Annotated in this window: 42 protein-coding genes; 30 read left to right on the forward strand and 12 right to left on the reverse strand. The window is 51.5% G+C overall.

The features are described from left to right. The 12 genes from ACZ41M_RS04845 to ACZ41M_RS04900 form a co-directional block, all read right to left on the reverse strand. The gene (locus tag ACZ41M_RS04845; RefSeq protein ID WP_464730050.1) at window positions 1–1,320 is read right to left on the reverse strand and encodes a terminase large subunit domain-containing protein; all 1,320 of its coding nucleotides are present in this window, start codon (window positions 1,318–1,320) and stop codon (window positions 1–3) included. Next, on the reverse strand, window positions 1,317–1,868 hold the full coding sequence (locus ACZ41M_RS04850; protein WP_464730049.1) for a DUF3486 family protein: 552 nt from the start codon (window positions 1,866–1,868) through the stop codon (window positions 1,317–1,319). The genes ACZ41M_RS04845 and ACZ41M_RS04850 overlap by 4 nt, the downstream gene beginning before the upstream one ends. Continuing rightward, window positions 1,868–2,176, reverse strand: a complete 309-nt coding sequence (locus ACZ41M_RS04855) for a hypothetical protein (RefSeq protein ID WP_464730048.1) — start codon at window positions 2,174–2,176, stop codon at window positions 1,868–1,870. Before ACZ41M_RS04855 ends, ACZ41M_RS04850 begins: the two co-directional genes overlap by 1 nt. Further along, window positions 2,173–2,499: a hypothetical protein gene (locus tag ACZ41M_RS04860; protein WP_464730047.1), complete on the reverse strand. Its 327-nt coding sequence runs from the start codon at window positions 2,497–2,499 to the stop codon at window positions 2,173–2,175. The genes ACZ41M_RS04855 and ACZ41M_RS04860 overlap by 4 nt, the downstream gene beginning before the upstream one ends. After that, window positions 2,496–2,702 carry a TraR/DksA family transcriptional regulator gene (locus ACZ41M_RS04865; RefSeq protein ID WP_464730046.1) on the reverse strand — a complete coding sequence of 69 codons (207 nt, stop codon included), beginning with the start codon at window positions 2,700–2,702 and terminating at the stop codon, window positions 2,496–2,498. Before ACZ41M_RS04865 ends, ACZ41M_RS04860 begins: the two co-directional genes overlap by 4 nt. After that, window positions 2,699–2,887, reverse strand: coding sequence for a hypothetical protein (locus ACZ41M_RS04870; RefSeq protein WP_464730045.1), 189 nt, complete (start codon window positions 2,885–2,887; stop codon window positions 2,699–2,701). The genes ACZ41M_RS04865 and ACZ41M_RS04870 overlap by 4 nt, the downstream gene beginning before the upstream one ends. A 16-nt stretch (window positions 2,888–2,903) precedes the next feature. Next, window positions 2,904–3,323, reverse strand: a complete 420-nt coding sequence (locus ACZ41M_RS04875; RefSeq protein ID WP_464730044.1) for a hypothetical protein — start codon at window positions 3,321–3,323, stop codon at window positions 2,904–2,906. After that, window positions 3,304–3,639 carry a hypothetical protein gene (locus tag ACZ41M_RS04880; RefSeq protein WP_464730043.1) on the reverse strand — a complete coding sequence of 112 codons (336 nt, stop codon included), beginning with the start codon at window positions 3,637–3,639 and terminating at the stop codon, window positions 3,304–3,306. The genes ACZ41M_RS04875 and ACZ41M_RS04880 overlap by 20 nt, the downstream gene beginning before the upstream one ends. 7 nt (window positions 3,640–3,646) lie before the next feature. Next, window positions 3,647–4,162 carry a TIGR02594 family protein gene (locus ACZ41M_RS04885; RefSeq protein ID WP_464730042.1) on the reverse strand — a complete coding sequence of 172 codons (516 nt, stop codon included), beginning with the start codon at window positions 4,160–4,162 and terminating at the stop codon, window positions 3,647–3,649. Window positions 4,163–4,267: 105 nt separating this feature from the next. Further along, window positions 4,268–5,062 carry a hypothetical protein gene (locus ACZ41M_RS04890; protein WP_464730041.1) on the reverse strand — a complete coding sequence of 265 codons (795 nt, stop codon included), beginning with the start codon at window positions 5,060–5,062 and terminating at the stop codon, window positions 4,268–4,270. A gap of 11 nt (window positions 5,063–5,073) precedes the next feature. Beyond that, window positions 5,074–5,469, reverse strand: coding sequence for a helix-turn-helix domain-containing protein (locus tag ACZ41M_RS04895; protein ID WP_464730040.1), 396 nt, complete (start codon window positions 5,467–5,469; stop codon window positions 5,074–5,076). Between the two features lie 613 nt (window positions 5,470–6,082). Further along, window positions 6,083–6,304 carry a hypothetical protein gene (locus tag ACZ41M_RS04900; protein ID WP_464730039.1) on the reverse strand — a complete coding sequence of 74 codons (222 nt, stop codon included), beginning with the start codon at window positions 6,302–6,304 and terminating at the stop codon, window positions 6,083–6,085. 25 nt (window positions 6,305–6,329) lie between these two features. Between ACZ41M_RS04900 and ACZ41M_RS04905 the strand changes: the two genes are divergently transcribed. From ACZ41M_RS04905 to ACZ41M_RS05050, 30 genes are all read left to right on the forward strand, one after another. Next, the gene (locus ACZ41M_RS04905) at window positions 6,330–6,542 is read left to right on the forward strand and encodes a helix-turn-helix domain-containing protein (RefSeq protein ID WP_464730038.1); all 213 of its coding nucleotides are present in this window, start codon (window positions 6,330–6,332) and stop codon (window positions 6,540–6,542) included. Between the two features lie 62 nt (window positions 6,543–6,604). Beyond that, window positions 6,605–6,901 (forward strand): helix-turn-helix domain-containing protein, encoded by a 297-nt coding sequence (locus ACZ41M_RS04910; RefSeq protein WP_464730037.1) that lies wholly within the window; start codon window positions 6,605–6,607, stop codon window positions 6,899–6,901. A 13-nt stretch (window positions 6,902–6,914) separates the two neighbouring features. Beyond that, window positions 6,915–7,808, forward strand: a complete 894-nt coding sequence (locus ACZ41M_RS04915; protein ID WP_464730036.1) for a hypothetical protein — start codon at window positions 6,915–6,917, stop codon at window positions 7,806–7,808. Window positions 7,809–7,827: 19 nt separating this feature from the next. Then, a complete protein-coding gene (locus tag ACZ41M_RS04920) occupies window positions 7,828–9,627 on the forward strand; it encodes a transposase family protein (RefSeq protein WP_464730035.1) in 1,800 nt (599 codons plus the stop codon). Beyond that, a complete protein-coding gene (locus ACZ41M_RS04925; protein ID WP_464730034.1) occupies window positions 9,624–10,784 on the forward strand; it encodes an ExeA family protein in 1,161 nt (386 codons plus the stop codon). The genes ACZ41M_RS04920 and ACZ41M_RS04925 overlap by 4 nt, the downstream gene beginning before the upstream one ends. A 1-nt stretch (window position 10,785) precedes the next feature. Further along, window positions 10,786–11,067: a hypothetical protein gene (locus ACZ41M_RS04930; protein ID WP_464730033.1), complete on the forward strand. Its 282-nt coding sequence runs from the start codon at window positions 10,786–10,788 to the stop codon at window positions 11,065–11,067. 1 nt (window position 11,068) lies between these two features. Beyond that, a complete protein-coding gene (locus ACZ41M_RS04935; RefSeq protein ID WP_464730032.1) occupies window positions 11,069–11,269 on the forward strand; it encodes a hypothetical protein in 201 nt (66 codons plus the stop codon). Continuing rightward, entirely contained in the window at window positions 11,266–11,787 is a 522-nt protein-coding gene (locus tag ACZ41M_RS04940) for a hypothetical protein (RefSeq protein WP_464730031.1), read from the forward strand. The genes ACZ41M_RS04935 and ACZ41M_RS04940 overlap by 4 nt, the downstream gene beginning before the upstream one ends. Continuing rightward, on the forward strand, window positions 11,784–12,176 hold the full coding sequence (locus ACZ41M_RS04945) for a hypothetical protein (RefSeq protein WP_464730030.1): 393 nt from the start codon (window positions 11,784–11,786) through the stop codon (window positions 12,174–12,176). Before ACZ41M_RS04940 ends, ACZ41M_RS04945 begins: the two co-directional genes overlap by 4 nt. Further along, window positions 12,154–12,369, forward strand: a complete 216-nt coding sequence (locus ACZ41M_RS04950) for a hypothetical protein (RefSeq protein WP_464730029.1) — start codon at window positions 12,154–12,156, stop codon at window positions 12,367–12,369. Before ACZ41M_RS04945 ends, ACZ41M_RS04950 begins: the two co-directional genes overlap by 23 nt. 8 nt (window positions 12,370–12,377) lie before the next feature. After that, a complete protein-coding gene (locus tag ACZ41M_RS04955) occupies window positions 12,378–12,593 on the forward strand; it encodes a hypothetical protein (RefSeq protein ID WP_464730028.1) in 216 nt (71 codons plus the stop codon). Next, on the forward strand, window positions 12,590–13,207 hold the full coding sequence (locus ACZ41M_RS04960) for a DUF3164 family protein (RefSeq protein ID WP_464730027.1): 618 nt from the start codon (window positions 12,590–12,592) through the stop codon (window positions 13,205–13,207). The genes ACZ41M_RS04955 and ACZ41M_RS04960 overlap by 4 nt, the downstream gene beginning before the upstream one ends. 49 nt (window positions 13,208–13,256) lie before the next feature. Then, window positions 13,257–13,640, forward strand: a complete 384-nt coding sequence (locus tag ACZ41M_RS04965) for a beta-sandwich lipoprotein (protein WP_464730026.1) — start codon at window positions 13,257–13,259, stop codon at window positions 13,638–13,640. 60 nt (window positions 13,641–13,700) lie between these two features. Continuing rightward, window positions 13,701–13,970 (forward strand): HU family DNA-binding protein, encoded by a 270-nt coding sequence (locus ACZ41M_RS04970; RefSeq protein WP_464730025.1) that lies wholly within the window; start codon window positions 13,701–13,703, stop codon window positions 13,968–13,970. Between the two features lie 269 nt (window positions 13,971–14,239). Next, window positions 14,240–15,184 carry an IS30 family transposase gene (locus ACZ41M_RS04975; protein WP_464730024.1) on the forward strand — a complete coding sequence of 315 codons (945 nt, stop codon included), beginning with the start codon at window positions 14,240–14,242 and terminating at the stop codon, window positions 15,182–15,184. 21 nt (window positions 15,185–15,205) lie between these two features. After that, on the forward strand, window positions 15,206–15,907 hold the full coding sequence (locus tag ACZ41M_RS04980) for a DUF2786 domain-containing protein (RefSeq protein ID WP_464730023.1): 702 nt from the start codon (window positions 15,206–15,208) through the stop codon (window positions 15,905–15,907). Further along, window positions 15,904–16,539: a gp16 family protein gene (locus tag ACZ41M_RS04985; RefSeq protein ID WP_464730022.1), complete on the forward strand. Its 636-nt coding sequence runs from the start codon at window positions 15,904–15,906 to the stop codon at window positions 16,537–16,539. The genes ACZ41M_RS04980 and ACZ41M_RS04985 overlap by 4 nt, the downstream gene beginning before the upstream one ends. Further along, on the forward strand, window positions 16,532–16,876 hold the full coding sequence (locus ACZ41M_RS04990) for a Mor transcription activator family protein (RefSeq protein ID WP_464730021.1): 345 nt from the start codon (window positions 16,532–16,534) through the stop codon (window positions 16,874–16,876). Before ACZ41M_RS04985 ends, ACZ41M_RS04990 begins: the two co-directional genes overlap by 8 nt. Window positions 16,877–17,112: 236 nt before the next feature. Then, window positions 17,113–18,252: a peptidase gene (locus ACZ41M_RS04995; RefSeq protein ID WP_464730020.1), complete on the forward strand. Its 1,140-nt coding sequence runs from the start codon at window positions 17,113–17,115 to the stop codon at window positions 18,250–18,252. Between the two features lie 68 nt (window positions 18,253–18,320). Beyond that, window positions 18,321–19,250, forward strand: coding sequence for a major capsid protein (locus ACZ41M_RS05000; RefSeq protein WP_464730019.1), 930 nt, complete (start codon window positions 18,321–18,323; stop codon window positions 19,248–19,250). 81 nt (window positions 19,251–19,331) lie between these two features. Beyond that, on the forward strand, window positions 19,332–19,670 hold the full coding sequence (locus ACZ41M_RS05005) for a capsid cement protein (protein WP_464730018.1): 339 nt from the start codon (window positions 19,332–19,334) through the stop codon (window positions 19,668–19,670). A gap of 68 nt (window positions 19,671–19,738) precedes the next feature. Continuing rightward, window positions 19,739–20,056: a hypothetical protein gene (locus ACZ41M_RS05010; RefSeq protein WP_464730017.1), complete on the forward strand. Its 318-nt coding sequence runs from the start codon at window positions 19,739–19,741 to the stop codon at window positions 20,054–20,056. Window positions 20,057–20,077: 21 nt separating this feature from the next. Next, on the forward strand, window positions 20,078–20,524 hold the full coding sequence (locus ACZ41M_RS05015) for a gp436 family protein (RefSeq protein ID WP_464730016.1): 447 nt from the start codon (window positions 20,078–20,080) through the stop codon (window positions 20,522–20,524). After that, on the forward strand, window positions 20,524–21,036 hold the full coding sequence (locus ACZ41M_RS05020; protein ID WP_464730015.1) for a Gp37 family protein: 513 nt from the start codon (window positions 20,524–20,526) through the stop codon (window positions 21,034–21,036). Before ACZ41M_RS05015 ends, ACZ41M_RS05020 begins: the two co-directional genes overlap by 1 nt. A 3-nt stretch (window positions 21,037–21,039) precedes the next feature. Continuing rightward, window positions 21,040–22,425, forward strand: a complete 1,386-nt coding sequence (locus ACZ41M_RS05025; protein ID WP_464730014.1) for a phage tail sheath family protein — start codon at window positions 21,040–21,042, stop codon at window positions 22,423–22,425. A gap of 79 nt (window positions 22,426–22,504) precedes the next feature. Beyond that, complete coding sequence (locus ACZ41M_RS05030) at window positions 22,505–23,026, forward strand: phage major tail tube protein (RefSeq protein WP_464730013.1); 522 nt, start codon at window positions 22,505–22,507, stop codon at window positions 23,024–23,026. 343 nt (window positions 23,027–23,369) lie between these two features. Beyond that, entirely contained in the window at window positions 23,370–23,654 is a 285-nt protein-coding gene (locus ACZ41M_RS05035; RefSeq protein WP_464730012.1) for a hypothetical protein, read from the forward strand. Next, on the forward strand, window positions 23,651–24,241 hold the full coding sequence (locus ACZ41M_RS05040) for a Rha family transcriptional regulator (RefSeq protein WP_464730011.1): 591 nt from the start codon (window positions 23,651–23,653) through the stop codon (window positions 24,239–24,241). The genes ACZ41M_RS05035 and ACZ41M_RS05040 overlap by 4 nt, the downstream gene beginning before the upstream one ends. Window positions 24,242–24,338: 97 nt before the next feature. Beyond that, complete coding sequence (locus tag ACZ41M_RS05045; protein ID WP_464730010.1) at window positions 24,339–24,617, forward strand: phage tail assembly protein; 279 nt, start codon at window positions 24,339–24,341, stop codon at window positions 24,615–24,617. Between the two features lie 31 nt (window positions 24,618–24,648). Continuing rightward, on the forward strand, window positions 24,649–24,765 hold the full coding sequence (locus ACZ41M_RS05050; protein ID WP_464737500.1) for a GpE family phage tail protein: 117 nt from the start codon (window positions 24,649–24,651) through the stop codon (window positions 24,763–24,765). Window positions 24,766–24,819 lie beyond the last annotated feature (54 nt).

Raw genomic sequence — 24,819 nt, forward strand, 5'->3', positions numbered from 1 at the left:
TCAATACCCATTGGTTAAATTCGCGCCATAGCGACGCTGACGACTGCTCACACGCACCTCGCCCACATCGCCATGCGCAGCATTGAGCGCTAAGAAACATGCCCACGTTCGATCCGCGTGACCGCTCGCATCCGACTCAGCCACAAAGCGCGGCGCACCCGTCGGGCTGGTGACTTTTTGCAGTTTGTGCAAGTCACTGCGCAAGTCCGTATCACCTTGCGGAATACGGATTTTTTTATCCTCAAACGCCTCTTTGCCAATCGTGGCCAGCGACAATTTACTACTGGTGCTGAACACCACACCCTCGACCCGATTCGTGCCATGCGCCCGTTGCGCATCCTCCACCGGCTTCTCGCCCATACCGGTCTGATCCATACAACAGCGCAACACCCGATAACGCTCAAACACATCCGCCAACAAATCCGACTGCTCGGCAAAACTCGCGCGACGGCGCGTGATAATCTCGCGTGTCCACAGCACATCGCCAACTTGCTCCAATACCCAAATCACAAACAAGTCATTGCGAATGCCGATGTCCACGCCGACGTAGCACATACCCGCGTTATAGTGTGCCGGTACACCCGCAGAGCCATCCTCCACGCCGTGGATCAAGTCATAACTGAGCCATGCCGACGCCTCATCTAACCACTGTAATTCAAACTCCTGCGCCCAAGCGTCAGGGTCATTCAAACCCGCTTTGAGCTGCTCAATGTCACGCGGCAAACCATCGGCCACAGCCTGATAAATATCCACAATATGACGCGACCACTCGGTGTTTTTAACGTCCGTCACCAACTCATAGAATTTATTACCCTTGCCATTCGGCGTAGACACCACGCGCAGTTTCCAACCGGCTGAAATCACAGGGAACAAGGCTTTCCAAATCGCGCGTGAATCTTGGTGAAAGGCAAACTCATCCAGAAAAACATTCGCCGAAAAGCCCCGCGCCGTATCGGCGTTCGCCGGTAGCGCAGTGATTTTGCTACCATTGGGCAGTATCACCTCCAGCGCATTCGTGGTCGCGTCGAACGGCACTTCCAACACCTCACACGCCACACCCGCCGCCTCTAAATGGCGCTTCACACCCTCGTTCATGGCTTCCTTGGCCTGACGTTCCCCGCGTGACAAAATCACCCAGCGCGTACGCTGCCCACGCGCCTCCGCCTCCAAACAATCCAGCACAATTTCAAGCGTGGTGGTGAAGGTTTTACCCGTCTGACGCGCAAACATCCCGACCTTGAAACGACTGTGATCAGACAGCCATTTTTTTTGATACGGATACAGGGTCAAAGCGGGTTGGTTCACCTTCGTTGCGGTCATGTCATCACCCCGTACACCTCTTGACGAATACGGCGCAAGGTTTCAGCATCCAAGCCACTTTCTTGTTTGGATGATTCTGCCTCCAGCTCGGCGAATTTTTTGTCCATCTTATCTTTGAGGTTGGCTTGAAATTGCTTGAGACGTGTACTGGCACTGGCCAATGCGGCGATATTTTTCGCGGCTCCCGCCATCATCCCAAAACGATCCACGGCGGATAAACGCTCATCATCAAACTCGCCAATCTCCACCATTGCATCAAACAGCTCGGTTTGTAGCATCGCCATGAGCGCCTCGGAACGGGTGTCCCCCTCATCGGACGCGCCTTCGGCAATCAGACGGGCGGCCTCAGTGCTGGCCTTGATCGACGCAAAGCGACGCTCGACCTTTTGGCCAAACCGGTGTACGGCCGAGCGACTGATTTCATAGCCCTGCGATTTGAGCCAATCGGTCAGCTCCGAATAATTAGAAAAGCCCGACTCAGCGAGCCTACGCTCCAGAGCGTGGCGTACCTCTTCGGGCAGTAGTTCGACCGTTGAACGCTGTGCCATCAGTCGCTCCAATACTTCTCAGGGCGGGCAATGCCCGGCTGACAATCAATCGTGTACTCGGCAATATCCACACCGAGTCGTGTCAGGTCAGCGAACCAGCGACCACTGGGCTGTTTTGTCAGTCCAACCAGTTTGCGATCAGACAGATACTCCAAATGCTGGCGCAACTCCAGCGCAGTCGCTTGATGATAAATGCCGCGCATCACATCGAGTAAAAACACCTCGCTGGTGGTATGCGGGCGAGCTTTGTTCAGCGTGTTGATGATGTTCCAGCGCATCCCTTCTCGTCGGACTTGTTCTAAGCTCATTTTTTCAGGCTCTCCATTTTGTAAATTTCACTCAGCGTCTTGTGTACCGCATCCATTTTGGCCTCCAAAATCGCTTGACCACGAATATAGTCATCACGCAAAACATAGGTCATCGGTAATTTCGCCTGAAACTCTAAAAACTCTTTGCTCAATGCGACCATGCTTTCGTTGATGCGGTCTTGGCGTTCGTGGCGCTCTTCCTGCTGCTTTTGGTACTGCGCCAACTGTCGCTGGGCAAAGCCCCAGTAGCCGCCCAAAATAGATATGGCAAACATCACCAATTGCCAGAACTCAATGCTGATAAAGGTTTTTTCAGTCATCATCTACCTTGCTTTTCTAAAATCGTTTGGCACGCCACACACAATCGCACGCCGTGAATCGCCTTTTGCCGCGCTTCGGGGATCGAAACACCGCAGTCCTCGCAATGGCTCAGGCTGCCTCCATGCGCGTGGTGCGTATGCTTGCTCAATGCCTCGGCTAAAAACTCAGCTTCGCGTTTCGCGGCCACATCTGCTACGTCCATCATTGCACCCGTTGTGTTGTCAAAACGTTGCGATACCAGTCCTGCCATCCCTTGAGTTGTGCTTCTATCTGAGCAACCCAACCACCATATTCGACCACATGATTGAGCAATGCTTCAGGAGATCCATCGGCGGGCGGCGCAGGACGCACATGCACGACCAGCAGTTCACCGGCCACGGGCGGCAACATGGGGCGGTCTATGGTTTTAATCGGCGTAGCCAAGGGCGCGGTTGTAGACGCGCAGGCTGTCAATGCCAAGGCCACGCACACAGCCGCTGCGATTTGCATCAGTTTGGATAACATTTGGAATGTCCTTTTTAAGTTGAAACATTTGGGTTTGCAGTGATTGATTGGACTGCGCCAAGGCCGCCGATTGAGCGGCAGTGAATGACACGCTTTGCGCCCATTCTTTTTGTACTGCCTCGAGTCGTGCCGTGTAAGCGCGCTCGTCAGCGAGTGCCTGCTCTTTCCATTGCAGTTCCAGTCCTTGTTGCTCGGTTAATTGCTTCGCTTTGCCTGAGTCGTAGCCCTCGACATAAAATAGCTCGCAAATAAGCGCGGTAATCGTGACGACCAAAAGAACACGCGCAACGAACAACCACGGATTACTCGGTAGTTTGAGCATCTTTGCCTCCTGTTGTTTTATTGGATTTTTGGTCTGCCACCTTTGACCATTGAGAAAAAGCAACTTCCTTTTCATCTGCTGCATTTTTGTCAGAGGTTTGTCCGAACTGCTGTGCTGCGGCAATGCCACGGCGGATCAGCGCATAGCCGCCGACCATTGAACCGTATGCCCACCATAAGTCCAGCTCAGGCGTATCCATACGGGCGAACTTTACTGTCATCACAAGAGCGGCCACATTCGCCCACAGCTTCGTGTGTGAAATATCACCTGTGGTAGGGTTCGTAAACAGGCCGCCGATCCATCGAATAAACTTCATCTTGACCTCACGCCTCGTTGTTTGAAAATGCACCATTGCTGACCAAAACCGGCAATTGATAACGATCCTTCGCCGGTTGATTCTTTGCACCGTTGACCGATGGCCAGATATAGGCGACGACACGATCTTTGGAGAACTTGGCAATGCTCACTTTATTGCCCTGATTGCCGCCCAAAATCATCAAATTACCATCACGATCACGACCGACCACAAAGCCCACATGGCCGCCACCGGCGCGGTTAAACACCGCGATACAGCCATAAGCCGGAGCGGTCAAACGCTCACCTGCATCAGCCCATGCCAATGCGCGAAACCAGTCTTTAGGCACGGCGCGACCGGCTACGCGGCAGCAGTACGCTACGAACGTGCCGCACCACGGCGTTTCGTCATCCGACCACCACGCCTTGAGCGTGCGTAGCCAGTTTTGAATCGTGGGATTGTGTTGTTTGCCCGGAATCTCAGCCATGCCGACGTAACACCGCGCCTCGACGATCCACGGGAGGTCTGTTGATTGCTTTGCCATTACCTGCTCCTTTTTAAAAATGATGGGAGCAGTGTACGTGCGCGCGAGACCGATGACTTTTAATGTGAATTAAAAAAAGAAAAACCACGCGAATGCGTGGCAATATCAGATAACTCCCAACTCTCTTTCCAGTATCGTTTTAACGAGCTGATAGTATGGTTTTTGATGATAGGTCATGGTAATGAGCCGATAACCTAATTTTTTGCACAGAGCCCTTTTCTTTTTGTCATTGGCTTTGCGTTTTTTAAGGCCATCCTCACCACCCCAAACCGCAATCGGTTTGAAATGCTGTTCACCATGGTATTCTATAGCCAGTTGTTTTTCAGGTATCCAAAAATCAATCTCCAATCCTTCTAACTCTGCGCCACGATAATGATGTACCACCTGCAAGGGAGATACTAACTTACGAATGCAATTGAATAAATAGTACTCATGGAATGGACGAGGGCTTAATGGGAATCGCATGACCTTGCGCAAATAATTCTCAATTTTTCGTACCTGTTCTCGCTCTTCTTTAGATGGTCGCTCAATATAAAAATCCACATTCCAGATAATGGATTGTCGAACATAATAAGGCCAATACAATCGAACAAACCCATTGCTATAGTGGGTCATATATTCATCTTTTGGCACATGCACAGACGGATTGGTGCAAAGCGCACAGATTTTAGGTCGAAAACGCACGGCATCTACGCGATTTAAAAACAGTTCTGGGCGGATGTGAAGTTGTTTTCGTAAAGTATCTAAGGAAAAGTAATCTTTGAAGCATGAGCATACCCACAGTTGTTGACAGAGTCTGCATTCAAATACCAAAGGATAATTAATTCGATTATCCAGCTCTGTTTCTTCCAGACACTCAACGGGGCATGAGCAATTATTTTTGATTAGTACATTGCTCATTGGTTTCAAATTTACGCGCGTTTTTTGCCTGTCGCTTTTTGCGCAGATTGCGCCAAAGCAGAGGCTGTTTGCTCGATTGCACGGCGTCCGACTTCGTCCGTATTGCGGTAATGATCTAATACAGCGTTTTCTCGCTGGGATAACGTACTTTCAACAGGCTGTGATCTTACGCCTGTAAGGATATAGATAGCATCAAATCCAATTTCAACCAACGATGCTATTTGATCTGCACTTGGTGAGCTTTGACCATTTTCCCAGTTGATTATCGTTTTTTTTGCGGCTCCTAAATGCGCCATTATTACCGGCTGTTGTAAGCCCAACCGTTTCCTCTCATTCCTCAATCTCTCACCAATTCCAATTTTTCGCATGGCAACTTGGTAAAGCCGCTCTTTATCGTCCTCTTGCATACTTACCTCAAATTTGGTGTAAAAAAATACACTCTTTGTTGACAGGTGTAAATAATTACACCATAATACACCTATGCACTACTTAAAAACCATTTAAGCACTACCTTGAAGGGTAAAAATGAATAACCCCACACCTTTTATTCGAATCGTTTCGGCGAAACGCGAAGTCCGTCTTTTGGGAATGATTTTTCAGCTGCCTCACGCCGAGCCCGGCGAGCGGGTTCAGTTAGTTCAGACAGCGCATGGTTGGCAATATCAAGTCCTGTATGAAGTGCCACAAAGCACTTTTGCATCACCCGACCCTCTTCGCAGTCTGCGCCGTATTGGTCATGCAGACTGCACTCATAAGCATTCGGACAACTCGAAAACATCCAAAACACATCCCTTGACAAAGGCTCTCCGAATTTTAAGAGCTCTTCTGGGATGGCGAAGCAAGCGCACGCCTCACAGCGATGCCACAGCTCAGGGTCACGCCTCACCGTCCACGCATGGTTTGGGCGCGGATGTGCGGTAGCCATCAAATGCCCGCACTGTGGGCAGATGTACCGCATCCCTGTATTTTTCGAATCCATATTGAACCCCTAAGGACAAAAAATGAAGCGTATTAAGCACTTTATTGTTTGGCATTTGCTTCGACTGGCATATGGTCAAGAGCTTGCACAAGCGCATCACGTAGTGATTCTGCCGCTTCGCGAGTCAGACCAATGGGAACGCGTGACTTCGCTGTTGAACATTCAACCATTAGTATGTGACCCAGCGCATCCCAACCGAATCGTTGAACCCCTGTCAGCGTCATTAGGGTCATCACTGCTTCGTATTCCAAAAACTCTTCCATCTCAATTCACTTCCAAGGAGGTCATGTGAAAAATGATCCGTATGCACCCGCACGGGAAAAAGCCAAGGCTCGAATCGTCGCACAAGGCAAAACCTACGACCAAGTCGCAGCAGAGATTGGCCATCCGCGCTGGTTGGTTAATCGTGTGCTCAATGGACTGAGCAAAGGCAAATACGGCAAAGCCCACGAGTGCGCCGTTGCGTTGGGCATCAAATCTGCCGATGACCACGCCGCTTAATTTTAAAAGATTGTACCAAACCCGTACCAAAACAGTACACAAAATTAATGAAGGGTGAGCAAATGCCAAGCCATAAAGGATGCCGATTACTCAAGGTGCTTAAAGCCTTAAAAGGACAAGCCATTACCGGCTTATCGAACAAGGAAATTGCCGACACGCTCGGTCTATCGCCCACAGATGTCAGCCGTGACTTGGAAGATTTGATTGAAGAAGGACTGGCCATTAAGTTGGATAACGGGCGATTTGCCCACAGTGTGCAAATGATCCAGATTGCTCAAGCCTACGCTACCCAAATCGCCCGTATTCAGGGGCAAATTACCGAAATGAACCAGCGCATCGCCGCAGGCAGCATGAGCTGATTAGGAGAAAAATATGCAAGAGGGAAAAATGACTGTGACGGATATTCAAAACGTTGGCTCTGAAGCGCAAAAAATCGTGCTCGCCAATGCAGAGGCTAACGAAGTGCTGGGCATGATTCGGGCTTTTGATGTTGTTGGAAAATTCGTAACGGTTACGAATTTAAAGATACTGCATGACATCAAAGAATCCAAGAAATACAAAGGCTTAGTGAAAAAATTGCCTGATGGAAAAGTCGTAACGGTTACGAATTGGAGCGAATACTGTCAGTTTTTGCCTGTATCGAAAGACACCATCGACCAACATCTAATGATGCTTAAAGAGTTTGGAGAGGACTTTTTGAGTCGTGCGCAAGACATTGGTATGGGTTTGCGAGACATGCGCAAATTACGCTCATTGCCTGACGAAAGTGACCGAAATTTAATCATAGAAGCAACTCAACAAGAACATCTAACCCGAGATGACGTTTTGGAGCTTATGGAAGAAATGGCGGCGAAGCATGCTAAAGAAAAGGCCGAGCTTTCCACTAAGCTGGTTGATGCTACGGAGGACTTGGAGGCCGCACGCAAAGTGTCCGCGTCCAAGCAAGAAACCATCGACGAGCTGAATCACAAATTAGAAAAAACCCGCAAAAAACTGGCGGATGCAGACCCCGCAAAAGTTGGTGAGGAATTGCACGCTACCCTGAACGCCGCGCAAACTGGCGTGCGCTCTGCGCTCACGCAAATCCAGCCGGTGCTGGTGCAACTGATCGAACACGGGCAAGCGAACGGCGTGGATCATGCACCCACAATGGTGGGCTGCTTGAATCAAATCATCCGCGACTGCGAATACCTGCGCGAGACCTACGGCCTACCACGCGAAGCCCCGACCGATGCCACACCGGCATGGCTGAAAGACGAAAACTAATCAAACATCGGACATCATCATGGGCAATGCGGCAATCACAGAACGACTGATGGAAATCGCACGGCAGGCCGATACGCTCGGCCACGGCGAAAAAACCGCCTATCTGTCGGAGCAGGCGGCAGCATTGGGCTGGAGCATGGATAAACTCTATCGCCAATTAAAAAAAGTGACGGTCAAAACGCCGCGTAAACGCCGCGCCGATGCGGGCAACACTTCGCTCACATACGAAGAGGCGCAATTGATCAGCGGCGCGGTCATGGAAGGCGCGCGCAAAAATGGCAAGCGCATCATGAGCATCGGCCGCGCCACACAAATGATGCGTGCGAATGGGCTGGTGCGCGCTGAGTTTATCGACTCGGATGGCGTGATCCGACCGTTGTCCGAGTCCACCATTACCCGCGCATTGCGCGATTACAATCTGCACCCCGACCAATTGCTTCAGCCCACACCAGCAGTCCATTTGCGCTCAAAGCACCCGAATCATGTGTGGCAAATCGACCCGTCTCTATGCGTGCTGTACTACCTGCCGCGAGTGGGTAAAGACAGCGGTTTGCGCGTGATGGAGGCGGAAGAGTTCTACAAAAACAAACCGAAAAACATTCAAAAAATCGTCAATGATCGGGTCTGGCGTTACACGGGCACAGATCATTACAGCGGCGTGGTCATCGCTCGCTACTATTTCGGTGGTGAGACCAGCGCGAATCTGTGCGACTTCCTGATCTACATGATGCATGGCGTAGGTGGCGTGACCCGTGACCCAACTCGTGATCCATTTCGCGGCGTGCCGGTCATGGCGATGCTCGACCCCGGCAGCGCCAATACCAGCGCGGCATTCAAGACGCTGTGCGCTGCGCTGGGCATCCATGTGCAAATCAACAAGCCAAAAAATCCGCGTGCCAAAGGCTCGGTGGAGAAAGGTAATGACCTTGTAGAGGTGGAGTTTGAATCCGGCCTGCGCTTTATCCAAGTGTTTGACATCGACCAGCTCAACGCGTTGGCCGAACGCTGGATGCGCTACTACAACAGCACCGAAATCCACACCCGCCACGGCATGACCCGCTACCAATGCTGGAATCGCATTACCGCCGAGCAGTTAATCTTGCCTCCGCCCGCCGAGCATTGCCGTGATCTGGCGTACAGCGCACCAAAAGAAGCGAAGGTTAATACATTCTTGGAAATCAAATTCGGCGGCCAAGTGTACTCGGTCAAAGATGTGCCGAATGTCATGGTTGGCCAAAAACTCATGGTCGCCAAAAATCCGTGGCGTGTGGACGCAGCTCAAGTGTCGGTGATAGATGCCGACGGCCATGAGCAATGGCACGTACTCGAACCGATGCAGTTCGATGAGGCAGGCTTTGCGGCGGATGCCGTGATCATCGGTGAGTCGTACAAAGCGCACGCCGACACCGTGGCACAAAGCAATGCCAAAGCGGTTGAAAAAATCATCACCGGTGCGGGCACGCTGGACGAAGCAGCAGCCAAGCGCAAAACCAATGTGCTGCCATTCGGTGGACGCATCGACCCATACGCACACCAAGAGCAGACCATTGAAGCGGACAACAAACTCTACCTGCCAAAAGCAGGCAAACAGATGGATTACAACCGCATGGAGGTCATCAGCCCACGCCTGAACTTTGTCCAAGCCGCGCAAAAAATCAAGGCGAAAGTTGACGCGGATGGGCGCGACTGGGCGCGGGCGGCTGAGTATCTGAAACTGCACCACGCCGATGGCATGGCGGCGGATGAAGTGCAGGCGGTGTACGAGCGGATTTACCACGCCGCACATTTAAAAGTTGTTAAGACAGGGACACACGAATGAGCACGCTCAGACACATTTTGCAAGACCAAAAAATCAGCATCGCCACCGTGGCCAACGCCGTGCAATGCAGCCGCCCGATGATGTCGCAGATTATCAACCACGGGCAATGGCCGAAAAAAAACGCAGACCAATTGCGCCTGCGTCTCACCGATTTTTTACAACAAAAAGGTGCGGACATTCCGACCGACCTCGCAAGCCAAACGGAAACCGCACCAGCCCTCAACCCCGTCGATAACGAAAGAAAGGACGACGATATGCTACTACGAAACGCCAACTTAACACAAGCGGCCAAGCAACACTTTGGCTTGCTCCGCAGTCCGTTTGTGGATGAAATCAAAGACGCGAGCGACGTATTCGCCACGCCAGACATCAAATACGTGCGCGAAGGCATGCTCCAAACCGCATTGTACGGCGGCTTCATCGCCGTCGTCGGCGAATCCGGCGCGGGTAAAACCACACTGCGCGAAGATTTGAGCGACCGCCTCGTACACGAAAATCGGCCGGTGATTGTGATTGAGCCGTATGTATTGGCTATGGAAGACAACGATATCAAAGGCAAAACCCTCAAAGCCTCCCACATCGCCGAAGCCATCCTTGAGTCGGTCGCACCGGGCGAAAATCCGAAGCGCAGTCCTGAAGCGCGTTTTCGCCAAGTCCACCGCGCTCTGCAAGAGTCGGCCAAGGCAGGCAACAAGCACGTACTCATCATCGAAGAAGCCCACGGCATGCCCATCCCGACGCTGAAACATTTGAAACGTTTTTTTGAGTTGAAAAATGGCTTCGAGCGACTGCTCGGCATCATCCTGATTGGCCAAACAGAGCTGGCGCAAAAACTCTCGGAGAACAATCCGCACGTGCGCGAAGTGGTGCAACGCTGTGAACTGCTCACACTCCAGCCGCTCGAAGATGGCCGACTGGGGCAATACCTCAAGTTTAAATTTTCGCGGGTCGGTAAGGATATCCAAGACGTGCTGGATGAATCCGCAATCGAAGCCATCGCTGAACGGCTCACAGTGCGCTCACGCACCCGCGTCGGCGTCGAAACCAACAGCCTGCTGTATCCGCTGGCCGTGAATAATCTGGTCAGTGCCGCCATGAACGAAGCCGCCTCGCTCCTGCAAGAGCGCGTGACCGGTGACACTGTGCGGGGGGTGTGAGATGGCAAAAATTTCGATACTCATTGAGGATGGCGAAGGCGTCAAAGCAGGTAAAACCCTTGTCAAAATCAGCGGTGATTTTGAGAACAGAGCCGAACGAATTATATCCGGTGAGATGACCAATGCACAGGCCGCCGCTATTGTGATGTGCGTACCTATCCAGCAAGAGCAAGTTGAATGCGAGGAAGTTTATGGTGTTGGCAGCGGCGACTGCGTGGAGTTTTATTATGCGGACATGGACGAACCAGTTAAAAACCCAATACTCAAATTTGAAGAGGTGTGACATGGCACAACTATCGAATCTGATTCATTGCCAAGTGCGCGTGGTTACTGGATTGTGCAAGGTCTATGAGTATGAAGAGACAAACTTGAGCACTCTGCACGCGCTGGAAAAGGCGCTGGATCGCTTTGGTGAAGACGCTCGTGTGTGTGTCCGCGCAGCCGGTATCCAGCTATTTTCAACACCACAAATACGAGTGTCATGATGCAAATCCGCTGTCCCTCCTGCGGTGCGGAAATGTCGCTCGAAGCCGTGATTGACAACGACGCGGCGGCGCAAGCCCTCACGCTCGCACTGTCGATCACACCTTTAGGCAAGCTGATTGTGCGCTATCTGGCCATGTTCCGCCCCGCGAAATCCAAGCTGTCATGGCCACGCGTAGTGACGCTACTTGGTGAACTAATGCCGATGGTTGAAAGCCAGCGCATTGAACGCAACGGGTCTCTGTACGAAGCCCCGCACGACGTGTGGTGTGCGGCGATTGAACAGATGCTCGCGACGCGCGACGCAGGCCGCCTGCAAACGCCACTGAAATCGCACGGCTACCTGCTCGAAGTCATCATCAGCACCGCCGCACGCCAGCCCGTAGGGGCGCATGATTGCGCCCCATCAGGAACGACCGTAGGGTGGGTCAATGGAGCATCGACCCACGCGCACAAGCCCCAATCCGGTACAGCGGCGGCGATCACCGCTCTGGAGCAACGCAAGCGAGGTGAACGATGAACGCGCCGGTGTGGCTCGAAAACAGTGTGATCGAAGGACTGCAACGCCTGCTGATTCTGCGCCTGCGCAATGCACCTGCGAATGACACCGTGGACGCACTGCTGAATGTATGGCTGGAAGTCATGATGTCGGCGCAGGCTTGGGATGAGCGTCGTGATGTGCCGCGCCTACGCACCGCATTCATGAGTGTGGCCAGCACAACGGACACGTGGCCATCACCGGCGCAGATCATCAAAGCCATGCCAAAACCTGAGTCACAGCCGTATTTGCCGCCACCACCACCGACAACTGACCCCGTGCATGTGGCGAAATGCCAAGCAAAAATTGCCGAGTTTCAACGAAATATTTTTAAACGTGAGGTGAAAAATGCACCAAAAAATCAAGGCTGAAGTACTCAGTCATGCCGCGAATCACATCCGGTCGGCAATAGCCGAAATGGAGCGACTCATGCCGAAAGACATGATTAAAGAATACCGCACTGCACTCGGCCAAACCTACGTCGCGTGCCCAGAGTTTAGCGAGCTTTATCAAGCATTGAATCACATAGACCAACGTGTTTTAGAACTTAATCCAAAGCTTTAGGAGACAAGATGGACAAACCAACGATTGTGATTTTAGAACAGCTGCATGCTCGTCTGAGCAGCGAACTGAAACAGATTCAGACGCAACTGCAGGACAGCATGAGCAAGCAAGTGGAAATCCCACTCACGCCATTTACCTTTGTCACCTACCCAGTACTGGATGGCATTGAAGAAGCGCTGAATGAGCTGCGTAACCACATTTTATTTTTAAAGGAGCAACCATGACCCAGACCAAACCCATCCCCGAAGGATACTGGCAAGATGCCGCCGGTAATCTGATCCCCGAGTCCAAAATCAAGGACATCGACAAACTGCGCCACCAGACCGTCACAGAATTGTGTGAGGCGGCCAAGGTTCGATCCGCACAACTGAATGACTTCAAAGGCAGCTCAATGGGTGACGTGTCCGCATTTATTGAAACCAGCCTTGAGCAGTATGGCGTGAAGTACGGCGGCAACAAAGGCAACGTCACGCTGACTTCGTTCGATGGTCGTTACCAAGTTGTGCGTCAAATACAGGATCGATTGTCGTTTGACGAACGTTTGCAAGCGGCCAAAGAGTTGATTGATGAATGTGTGATCACGTGGTCTGCCGGCGTGAATGACAACATCCGCGCGCTGGTCAATCATGCGTTCCAAGTGGACAAAGAAGGCAAAGTGAGCGTATCGCGCATCTTGGCTCTGCGCTCGATCAAAATTTCCGATCCGCAGTGGCAAAAAGCAATGGAGGCCATCGCCGACAGTATGCACGCCGTGGGTAGCAAACCCTACATCCGATTTTACGAGCGCAACGACGATGGCCGCTACGAGTCCATCAACTTAGATATTGCGAGGGTGTGATGAATGTTGCATTAAAACTCACCATTTTTACCACTGAATAGGAGTCGTCATGAGCATTAAAACTTTAGTAGCGTTATTTATGGGGTTAGCACTCACGGCGTGTAGTGATGCGGATGTTGCATCAAAAAATCTTTCAAAGGCCGCAGACAATTTTGAAGTCAACCGCAGAATTGTCTTTTACAACGGGGTGACGGGTGATTACATCTTAGTAATTGAGGGGCTTTGTTCTCTTGGAAATGAAGACCCCGCGAAAAAACTAACTGTGACTTGCAAGCAAGGTGATAGCAAGTACAAAAAGCATTTTTTAGGGCTATCGGACAACGTGACTTTTTTCGCCGAACAGATTGAAAGCTCTGCCGTTGACCCGTATCACTATCGAATAATTTTCAAGCCTCAATCCGTTATCCCAGACATTGAGATGAAAACGCAATAAATATCGATTTTTAACCCGCCCAACGCATTCCGCAACGGGCAAAACCCAAGGAGCAAAACCATGAACAAGCAAGACCTCATCAACTATGTCGCCGCTGACACCGGCTTGTCAAAAGTCGAAGCAAAGAAAGCGGTCGAATCGGTATTTAACAACATCAAAACTGCACTGACTAAAGGCGATAACGCTCAATTTATTGGCTTTGGGACATTTCGAGTTGAACACCGAAAAGCGCGCGGCGGCCGCAATCCGCAGACCGGTGAGATGATAAAAATAGCAGCTAAAAACGTCGTCAAATTCAATGCCGGCAGTGAATTAGCTGGCGCGGTGTAGTCACTCATTCCAGCGCATTTGACCGTAAGCAAGTGCGCTGGTGTGATGGGACTGGAGACACTATGAGACGACAGCGATTAAAGCGAAAGCGCGCGTGTATTAGCCGCAGAAGACAGATAGACCGAGACGAGCGCAGATACTTCTATTTATTGGCTCAATTAAGTATTAAACAATATTTCTTAAATTAAAGTACGAAGTGCAACAAAAAAATCGGTAAGAGAAGTCAAGGTGAGTACACTTGACCCTCTCTACGCCAATAGAAAGTTGCCATGACACAGTACACCCACCTCAACCAAACAGAGCGTAACATCATAGCGAACATGAGCGCAAGCGGACACAGACTAAAAGCCATCGCCGAAGCGATAGGGCGAAACAAATCGAGCATTTCGCGAGAATTGCAACGCAATCGCAGCAAGCGTGGCTACCGTCCAAAACGCGCTCAAACCCTGTCCGAACTTCGTGCTCTGAATAGCCGAAATGCGAAGCGCATCAGCTCAGATATATTCAACGTTGCCACCCAATACCTAAACGACGAATGGTCACCAGAGCAAATTGCTGCGGCGTTACCGATTAGTCACACCACCATTTATAGTCGCGTCAGAGCAGACAAGAACCAAGGCGGACAACTTTACAAACAACTGCGCTGTGCCAAAAAGCGGCGTAAAGCCTATGGCAAATCCTACTCAACCCGAGGGCAAATACCCAACCGACGCGACATCAGCGAACGACCTGCCAGCGTTGAGACCCGTGAAGAGCTGGGACACTGGGAAGGTGATACAGTCATTGGCGCACATCACAAACAAGCCATCGTCACATTGGTGGAGCGCATGACTGGCTTGACCCTCATCGCCAAGGTTGAACGCAAAACCGCCGAGTTGGTGCGAAAAGCCTGCATAGAATTGCTCACACCATTCAAGGAACATGTCCATACCATCACATTCGATAATGGCAAAGAGTTTGCAGACCATGCCTTGATTGACCAAGCGATTGGATGCACGACTTACTTTGCTAAACCATACTGTTCTTGGCAACGCGGTTCAAATGAGAATACAAACGGTTTGATTCGGCAATACATTCCCAAAAAGGCTTCGATGGCGCACATCGATGCCGATTTCTTGGATACAATCATGCAGAAATTAAACAACCGACCGCGTAAACGGCATGGGTTTATTTCTCCTGCAAGTCTTTTTAACAGCGTTGCACTTCGTGCTTGAATTCACCTTTTAAGGACGATCATGGAACACGAAAAAATCATTGAAAAGATTAAAAAATGTCTTGCGCTGTCAAACTCGGATAATCCGCATGAAGCTGCGGCTGCACTGCGCCAAGCGCAGAAGCTGATGCAAATACACGGCCTGAGTGAGCTTGATGTGCAGTTGTCGGATGTGCATGAAATTCGCGCAAAGGCCAGCAATGCGGGTGTGGTCGCATGGGAGTCATTGCTTGCAAATCTGATTTCGTCGGCATTTGGGTGTCGGCATTTCACGACTTATGAGCGACGCTGGTTGTCTGGTTCTCGAATGCGCACGCATCGTTACTACGTTTTTGTCGGGGTGAATCCGGCGGCTGAAATTGCACAATATTCGTTTGAGATCTTGTCAGAGCAGTGCGCAAAAGCTCGCCGCCGTTACATGAACGCGCAGCCCAAACAATGCAAAACAGAGACCAAGACTGCGCGCGGCGATGTGTTCGCCCGAGGCTATATCAACGGTGTGGCCAATCTGGTGCAGAGTTTTGCGAGCAATGACAAAGCCAAGCAATTGATCGAACACTACATGGACAGCAAATATCCGGACATGGAGACCGCGAAAATGCGGGATCGTGTCAAAGGCCGAAACATCACGGATAACGACTATTTCAACGGCCGCATCGAGGCACGAAACGCGCAACTGCATCACGGTGTCGGCGGCAAAAAACCACAAGGACTACTGTCATGACCGGCCGCACACTCGCTCAAATGCGCACCGCCGATTTGCAAAAAATTCACATTGCGCGCAAACAACTGTCGATGTCTGAAGACACTTACCGTAATTTGCTACGCGAAATCAGCAAAGGACGCACGGACAGCTCCGCCGATCTGACGCACGTCGAGCGTGCGAAGGTACTCAAGCACATGGAACGCTGCGGCTTCAAAGCCCGTAAACCCAAGCAAAACCGACGAGTACCCGCCAAGCTTGACCTGCCGATTGGTGATGATCGAGACCAAGTGAAAATGATTCGTGGCCTGTGGATTGAGCTGCATGAGTTCGGCGCGGTTCGTGACTCAAGTGAGCTGGCTATGTGTGCGTATGTCAAACGCGTCACCCGTAAAGATCACCCTAAATTTTTGGATATTGACCAAGCATCAGACGTCATCGAGCAATTGAAAAAATGGCGTGACCGTGTACGCACCGCACCATTTCGCGCCATGCTGCCGAATGTCAACCCAAAAACCTCGGCGCGGACGATTTATGCCATCGTGCGTCGTGAGCTGAAGTTGAATATATTGGATTGTGATGTAGCGCAGTGGCAACACGCACAAACCTTGTTTAAGGACATGGTAACAAACACAGGAGGTCAAGATGGATGATCGTGTACCCGAGCTTGTATCTGACTTACAAGACCAAGTGGCTGCTCAAATTAAAGCGGCGTTCCCCTCGATTGCACCAGAAAAAGCGCGTGATGTGGGGCTGCGTGTTGCGGACTACATTACAACCAATTGGGGTGGCCAGCTGATTTATATTCCAAAAAATGTGGGTGGCCGCGCCAGCGAGCGTGATTTACAAATTTGGGCAGATTTTGATGGCAGGAATCAAATTGAGCTGGCTCAAAAATACGGGATGTCCGTCCAATGGATTTATCGAATCTTGAAAGAGGTCGGGGAAATGATGCGTGCGAAAACTCAAGGCAAACTATTTGACGAGTGAGTTGGACGCGCGAATAGCGTCAGAAATTTTCCTGACGGGGGTTAGCGGGCGAAAAAATAACAGTTAATAGTGCGGCATACCCAGACATCAAAAATCGCCACAAAGCCCTGAAATTAAATTCACCATTCACCACAAAAATACCGCGTCTATCTGATGCGGATTTTTTTAATCTACATTAAAAGAATCAAAAGCCTAATACCAAGATACTGCACCCATTCACACGATGGAGTGCAACCATGTTTCAGATTTTCAAAGCAGGCAAACGCCAGTCCAACGACGGCAAAGAATACGACATCACCGAGCAAGATGTAATCGAATGCGCCGAATGCTACGACCCGACGTTACACGAAGCCCCGCTGGTATTCGGCCACCCGAAAACCGACGATCCAGCATTTGGCTGGGTTAAGGATTTGCAAAGTAGTGGTGGCGCATTGTCTGCCGAGTTTTCCGATGTCGATGAGGGCGCGAAAGAACTGGTGCGAGCCAAAAAATTCAAACACGTTTCCGCCAGCTTCTACCCACCCGCACACCCGTCCAACCCCGTGCCGGGTAAATGGTATCTGCGCCACGTTGGCCTGCTCGGTGCTATGCCGCCATCAGTCAAAGGCTTGGGCGCGGTCAGTTTCTCTGATGCGGACGGCTGTGTTGAGTTTTCTGAGTATGGCCAAGAGACCGCCGCAGGATTGTTCCGCCGTTTGCGCGATTGGATGATCGGCAAATTCGGCCAAGCAGAAGCCGACACCGTCATTCCAAATTGGGAGATTGAGAGCATCCGCGAAGACGCTGCCCAAGATCGAATGCAACGAGCTGAACCATTGGCCTCGTTTGCAGAAGCGTCAACACCAGTCGCACCACAAACCGAATCACCCACCGAACCCCAAACCCCGCCCATTGAAAAGGAGCCAGAAATGACCGAAGCGGAAAAACAAGCACTCGCCCGTGCCGAAGCGGCCGAGAAACAATTAGCGGATCTGCAATCCGCGCAGGCCAAGGCCGAGCGTGAAGCAGCACACACCGCCAACGCCGACTTTGCCGAAAGCTTGGTGAAAAGCGGCAAGCTCAAACCCGCACACAAAGCGCTGGCCGTGCGTGTGTTGGACTTTGTGCAATACCCGAACGACATCACAGCCGATTTTGGCGAAGGCGAAAACCAGCAGACACTGGGCGACGCGATTCGTGGCTGGATGTCTGACAGTCCGGCCGCTGAGATTTTTGGCGAAGTCGCCACGGCAGGCAAAGCAGGTGCGCGTAACTCCGGCGTGACGGCTGATTTTGCTGAAGCAGACCCTGAAAGTCTGTCACATCACCAGCGCGCGCAAACTTTGGCCGATAAAGAAGGCATCAGCTACGAAGAAGCCGCCCGCCGCACTGTTTAACACCCCAGCGGCCAATCTCTATACAGGCTATCTAACCAATCCATCACTCATAAAAAGGAAATGAAACAATGAGCGCATATTTAAAAAACAAACGACAAGTAGACCCCGTTTTGACCCAACTGGCGGTCGGCTACCGTCAAGCTAACTTCATCGGTGAGCAAGTCATGCCGGTGGTATTCGTCGATAAAGAAGGTGTACGCGTGCCAGTATTTGGCAAAGCCGCTTTTGTCGAATACCAGACCGAACGCGCCCCTCACGCGGCGTCCAACGTCATGACATTGGACAGTGCAACCATGCTGCCGGTGGTGTTGGAAGAACACGACTTGGCCGCCGGTGTTGACTACCGCGAGAATAATGAATCCATGTTTGACGAAAAAGCCAAGGCTACGCGCCGTGTGACCACAGGCATTGAGTTGCGTCAGGAATTGGACATTGCCCGACTGTTGCAAAACAAAACCACCTACCAAACAGGTTTGACCACAGACCTATCGTCAGGCAAACAATGGTCTGCCGCTGACTCAGACCCATTGACCGACATCGTCAATGCCAAGGAAAAAGTCCGTGCCGAATGTGGTCAAAAACCCAACATCATGGTGACGGGCGCATCAGTGATGAACGTATTGAAACGTCATCCGGCTTTGCTCGCCATGCTTGGTGGCGGCAACAATCTGAAGATGCTCAGTATCGAACACCTCAAAGCCATCTTTGAGGTAGATGACATCATCACCGGTGAGACCGTTGCAGCGCCGGACGGTAAAAAGCTCGTGGATGTATGGGGCAAATTTACCTCACTGATCGTGCGCCCGAAAGCAGTGGAATCAGGCAACGATGAAGGCGTTCCGTCATTCGGCTACATCTTCCGCCGTCGTGGTATGCCGTATGTAGACCGCTATGAAGGCGTGGGTGGCAAAGTTGAGTACGTGCGCTATACCGACATCCGCAAAGCGGCAGTGGTCGGCGGCGCGTGTGGCTTCTTGTTCGATAAAGCCATCGCCTAAACTAAGACCGCAAAGCTCGTGCTGTAGAGACGGATAAACGCCGTCTCTACGAACCGAATTAAAACCAAACAAGGAGCCATCATGGCAAAAACCAAACAAATTTTATTGACCACTACGGTCAAAACCACAGGCGCATGGCAGCCTAACCGCTTGGTTAGTTTTGCAGGTAAGCAAGCTGAGAATGGCGAAGCCGTACTCGGCACATCCGTTTACGAGGCCGATGTGGGCGATCAGGCCGCTGTCGATGTAATCGGCATTGCGCTGGTCGAGGCCGGTGCGGCCATTGCCGCAGGCGTGCCGATTGCCGCAGGTTTGCAAGGCTTGGCGATTGCTCAAACAGGCACGGCCAAGATTGTTGGCACTGCTATTGACGCAGCCACCGCCGCCGGAGATGTAATCCGAATCTTGCTCAAAGGCTAATACGCTCACGTGTAGGGGCGGATGGCATCCGCCCTGTATGACGAACACAAATAAAACCAAGGAATATCATGACCAAAATCTATATTGCCAAAATCCCGCTCGTTTTGAAAAACGACAAGGGTGAAGACTACCGCGTCGGTGAAGGTGAAGCAGTGACGCTGACCGATGATGAATACGTGCAACTGTCCGAGTATGTGACTGTGTGCGAAGCCGCCGACCCAGAAACCGCTCAAGCCATTGCCGAGGCAGTCGCTGACGCGCCCGCCGAAACACCCGCAGACACTGCCGCTGATTCGGTAGCGGCGGATGCCATCCCTGATGGTGATGGTGATGGTGAGGCTCCGGCGAAAAAATCCGGCAAACGCGGCCAAAAGCCTGACGCTTAACCGTAAATAACGAGCGGAATCATGTACATCACCCGCACCGACCTGACCGATGCCATCAGCCTGTTTGAGCTGGCTCAGTTGTCCAACGATGACCCGCGTGGCTCACTGACCGAGCCGAACTGGGACATCGTGGACAAGGCGATTGCCTACGCCTGCGAGCTTGCAGATGGCTATCTGATGGGGCGCTACACGCTGCCGTTAGAAAATGCACCAACCGTCTTGCGCCCATTGTGTACCGACATTGCACGGCATTGGCTACACCGCCGACGCATCAATGGTGCGGATTTTCCCAAGTCGCTGGAGGACGCGTACAAAAATGCACTGAAGGTGCTGACGATGATTCGCGACGGTGAAATTCAGCTCGGCGTGCGGGCGCAAAACGGTGAAGGTACAACCGAACGGGTTCAGTCCGAATCCGGCGCGTATCAATTCCGTAGCCGACCGAAACAAGACTGGAGCGGCTACTGATGAGCGCGACACTTCCGATTCTGCACAGCGTGCAAAAACGCCTGCAAACGGCACTACCGGACATTGCGGTGGAGCTGTTCCCCGACCGGCCGGATACCTACCGCTTTATTCACCCGACCGGCGCGGTGCTGATTGCTTGGCAGGACGGTAAGTACGGCAAGCTGGACGACGTGGGTTTTGTGGTGCAGGAACGCACGCTGGTACTGCATTTCACAATCTTTTCGCGCAACTTGCACGACGAAATGGGTGGTCTGTATTTGAGTGATGCGTTGCGTCTGGCCATTGCCGGATTCCGCCCGACCGACTGCACGCCATGTCACTGCTTGGATGACGGATTTTTAGCCGAAACGTCTGGTGTATGGCAACACTATCTGCGTGTCCAGACCGAAACCGAGCAAGTGCAGGCGACCGTTGACGAAGATTTGCCGAAGTTCATCCGCCTACGCCTGCGTGAATACGGTGACCCCCTTGAACCCGATTTAAAACCCGCTGCTTTAAAACCTAAGGAGTAAAACATGGCCTTTCACCACGGCACAGAAACCAAACGCACGGACGGCGGCTCGTCTCCCGTCTATGACATCGAGGGCGCGATTACTGCGCTGGTCGGCACTGCGCCCATCGGCGCGGTCAATGATTTGATTGTCTGCCAGACAGTCAAAGACTTTGCCCAATTCTCAACCGTTACCGATTCTGGCTTTACCATTCCGGACGCCGCACGCATTTGGACACGCTACGCATCGGGTCAATGCTACGTTGTCAACGTCTGCGATCCGGCGAAACACCGCACCATCGTCGCATCGGAAAGTCTGGCCGTTGACCCAGCGACGCTCACCGCAAATACCGCAAAACCTGCGCTGATTTCCGGTACCTACACGGTCAAAGACGGTGCAACGGTGCTGGTCGAAAATACCGCCTACACGATTGACACAGTCACCGGCGCGATCCAGTTCGTGACCAAGCCAACCGCGCCCACCATTGCCTACACCTACGTTGACCCATCCAAAGTCACCGAAGCAGAAATCCTCGGCGGCTATGTGCTGGCGAGCAATGCGCGAACGGGGCTGGAGTTGGTCAAAGAAGGCTTCACGCGATTTGGCGCAGACGCGAAGGTCATCATCATCCCAGAGTACGACAAGACCGCATCCTGCGCGGCGGCGATGATCAGCACCGCCTTGGCGATCAACGCCGAAGCCTATATCAGCGCACCGAAAGGCACGGGTTTATCCGCCGCTATCAGCGGTCGCGGCTCCGCTGGTACGATTAACTTCAAATCGGCGGAGAAATGCGCCAACTATTTTTATCCAATGCTTAAATGTGGTGATCGGCTTGAGCATCACGCAACGCACGCCGCCGGTTTGCGTATGTGGGTCGATGTGAACAAGGGCTATTGGTGGAGCATTTCCAATCACGAGTATCGCGGTGTGACCGGTGTTGAGTTTGCTTTAACCAGCCGTGCCGAGGATTTGCAATCAGAAACCAATCGTTTAAATGCGGCGGGTATCAATACGGTATTCAATAGTTTTGGCACGGGTTTCCGTGCATGGGGCAACCGCAATGCCAGCTGGCCGGTGAATACCCACATCAGTAACTTTGCGGTGGCTTACCGCACAGGCAATTTCATTGACGAAGCGATTCGCCGCGGCGAGTTTAAATATACAGATCAACCGATCGAAGATGCTTTGGTTGACGCATTTATTGAAGACATCCGAATTTATCTGTCGGGTTGCCGCGCTATCGTGGGTTTTGATGTTGGTTTGGACTATGAATATGACGTGGCCGATGCGTTTAGTAAGGGTCAAGTACCTTTGGTTTATGAATACACGCCAAAACTACCGGCCGAGCGCATCTCGAACAACAGCGTCATGACCCGCAAATACATGGCCAATCTGGTCAGCAAATAACTTCTCTGAGTCATTGCGGCTGGTGTTATAAAACCCGCCGCAATCTCCCAGAGATACAGCAAATAAGGAGTATTGAATTATGGCAAGCATTGTCGTTAATAAAATCGTCGAAGCCAACGTATATTTGAACGGTAACAACCAAGCGGGCAAGGCCAAGGAAATCAAATTTCCGAAGCTGGAAATGGACATGCAGGAGCAGGATGCGCTCGGTATGGCCATGACCATCTCGCTGCCGGGCAAGCTCAAAGAACTCGAAGGCGAGATCACATGGAACAGCGTGTACCCAGAGGTTGAGGAGCTGGTGCTTAATCCATTCCAAGGCGTGCCGTTGATGATCCGTTCCAACCTACGTCGTTACAGCTCGGCGGGACTGATCGAAGAGGTGCCGATGGCGACCTTCATCACCATCATGACCCACGAAAACGAGCTGGGTGAGCTGAATATGAAGGACGCACAAAACCGACCAATCAAGTACAAAGTCATGTCCCTGCGTCAGGTGGTGGACGGTGTGGAAATCCTGCACCTTGACCCGTGGAACAACATTTGGCGCAACAAAGGCAAAGACATCTTCGAGAAAATGCGTCGTAATATCGGTTCGTAAAACGTTTTGAGGGCTGAGCGCCCGAACGCCCCGAGCGTCAGAGCGCCCCTCATTTTTACAACACCGCCATTACACAGAATGCAAGCCTATTGCACCCTGTGTAATTCATGTGGTATATTAGTCACAAGTGTTTGAAACCACGAGTAACAAGCGGTCTCCGCCCCGAAGTTTGCGGCTATTTTTTCGTCCATTGCTTTTATAATGGATGCTCCGACTATGGGTGGGGTGAGCAAAAGGGTAACCTGCGCTACACGGCTTGTTACGTGGTTTCAACACTCCCGCCCACCCTTCATGTTTGAAACCATGAGGGTGGACTTGTCTAAGTCTCAACAAGGAGCAAATCATGAGTATCACCATTCCCGAGCATTTTTTTGTAACGCCATACGACCTGATGGTTATTCACAGTGCCGATTATTGGCGTATCCAGACCGCTTGTATGTCGCTGTATGCACTAATTGATATAGCCGGAGATTCAACGCCATCAGAATGTCGTGTCAGCATTGACCGTGAGCAATTGGCGTACCTATTACAAATTGTAGCGGAGAAGCTTGATAAAATCCCTGAGGTATCCTACGTCCATGTGTCGCAAAGCAAAGAGCGTTTTCAATATCAAGGAGTGCAATTATGAATGCAAAAATCGTTTACCCTGATTTATTTCCCGAAACCCTGCTGGTTGCCATCGAAGGCGAGCAGGTCTTTACCACCAGTTTGAAAATTGCGGAGTATTTTGAGAAAAATCATCAACACATCATGCGTCAAATTCGTAACTTAGATGCGTCCAAAAATGGACGCACCTCGGACAAAAACAATACGGCAGGTGAGCCGAATTTTCGGCTCACCTCGGAGGTGGTTTCAGCCTTTTTCAAAGCGAATTTTGAGTTGGGTTTTTATGTGGACAAATGGAATCGTAAAAAACCGATGTACAAAATGACCCATGATGGCTTTGCCATTTTGGCAATGGGCTTCACCGGTCAAAAAGCCCTTGAGTGGAAAATCCAGTTCCTCAATGCCTTTCGTGAGATGGAGCGTCAGTTACAGGAGCGCAACAATCGCTGGGTTCGGGTGATCGACCAAGTGCGCCCGAGCCTGCGCCCCGTGGTCGAGGGGACGGAGCAAAACCTCTCTCGCACGGAGATTGCAGAGCGCATCGGTAAATCGGTGAACTCAGTCACCTACTACCGTGGGCGTGCACGTGGTTTTAATATCCTACACTGATTTTTTAATCTACATTAAAAGAGTCTTTGGCGGCTCAGCTCTAAACTCACTCGTATCAATCGAGTGAGTTTTTTTATTTGTTTAACAGGAGTCCATCATGAGCAATGCCGCACAAACCATCCAATCTCAACTGGGCGTGACCAGCGAGATCACCTTACGCCACCCCGTCACTTTGGTGGATGGCACACGCCTTGAAAAATTAAACGTCCGCGCCCTGACCATCGGTGATGTGCGCTCTGCGGCAGGCGTGTCCAATGATATTTTGCGCGAGTTGCATATTCTGACACGTTTGACCGGTCTGGTACCTGAGGACTTGGATTTATTGCACTTTGCCGATTACCAGCAATTACAGGGGCTTTTTCGTATCGACGACTGACCCCGACGCGCTGAAACAGGCAATGGCCGACATGGCTTGGTGGTTTGGTTGGTCACAGACTCAAATCGATGCTTTGACTGTTGATGAGTTTATCGACTGGCAGGAACAAATAACCCGCCAAGTGAAGGCGGGTTATTCAAAGATTTAGTGGTTTAGGGTAGTCGGCTTTTTTTTCGGACCTGGACATTGCGCTTGCGTGTGG

This window comes from Puribacter membranae, assembly GCF_055380425.1.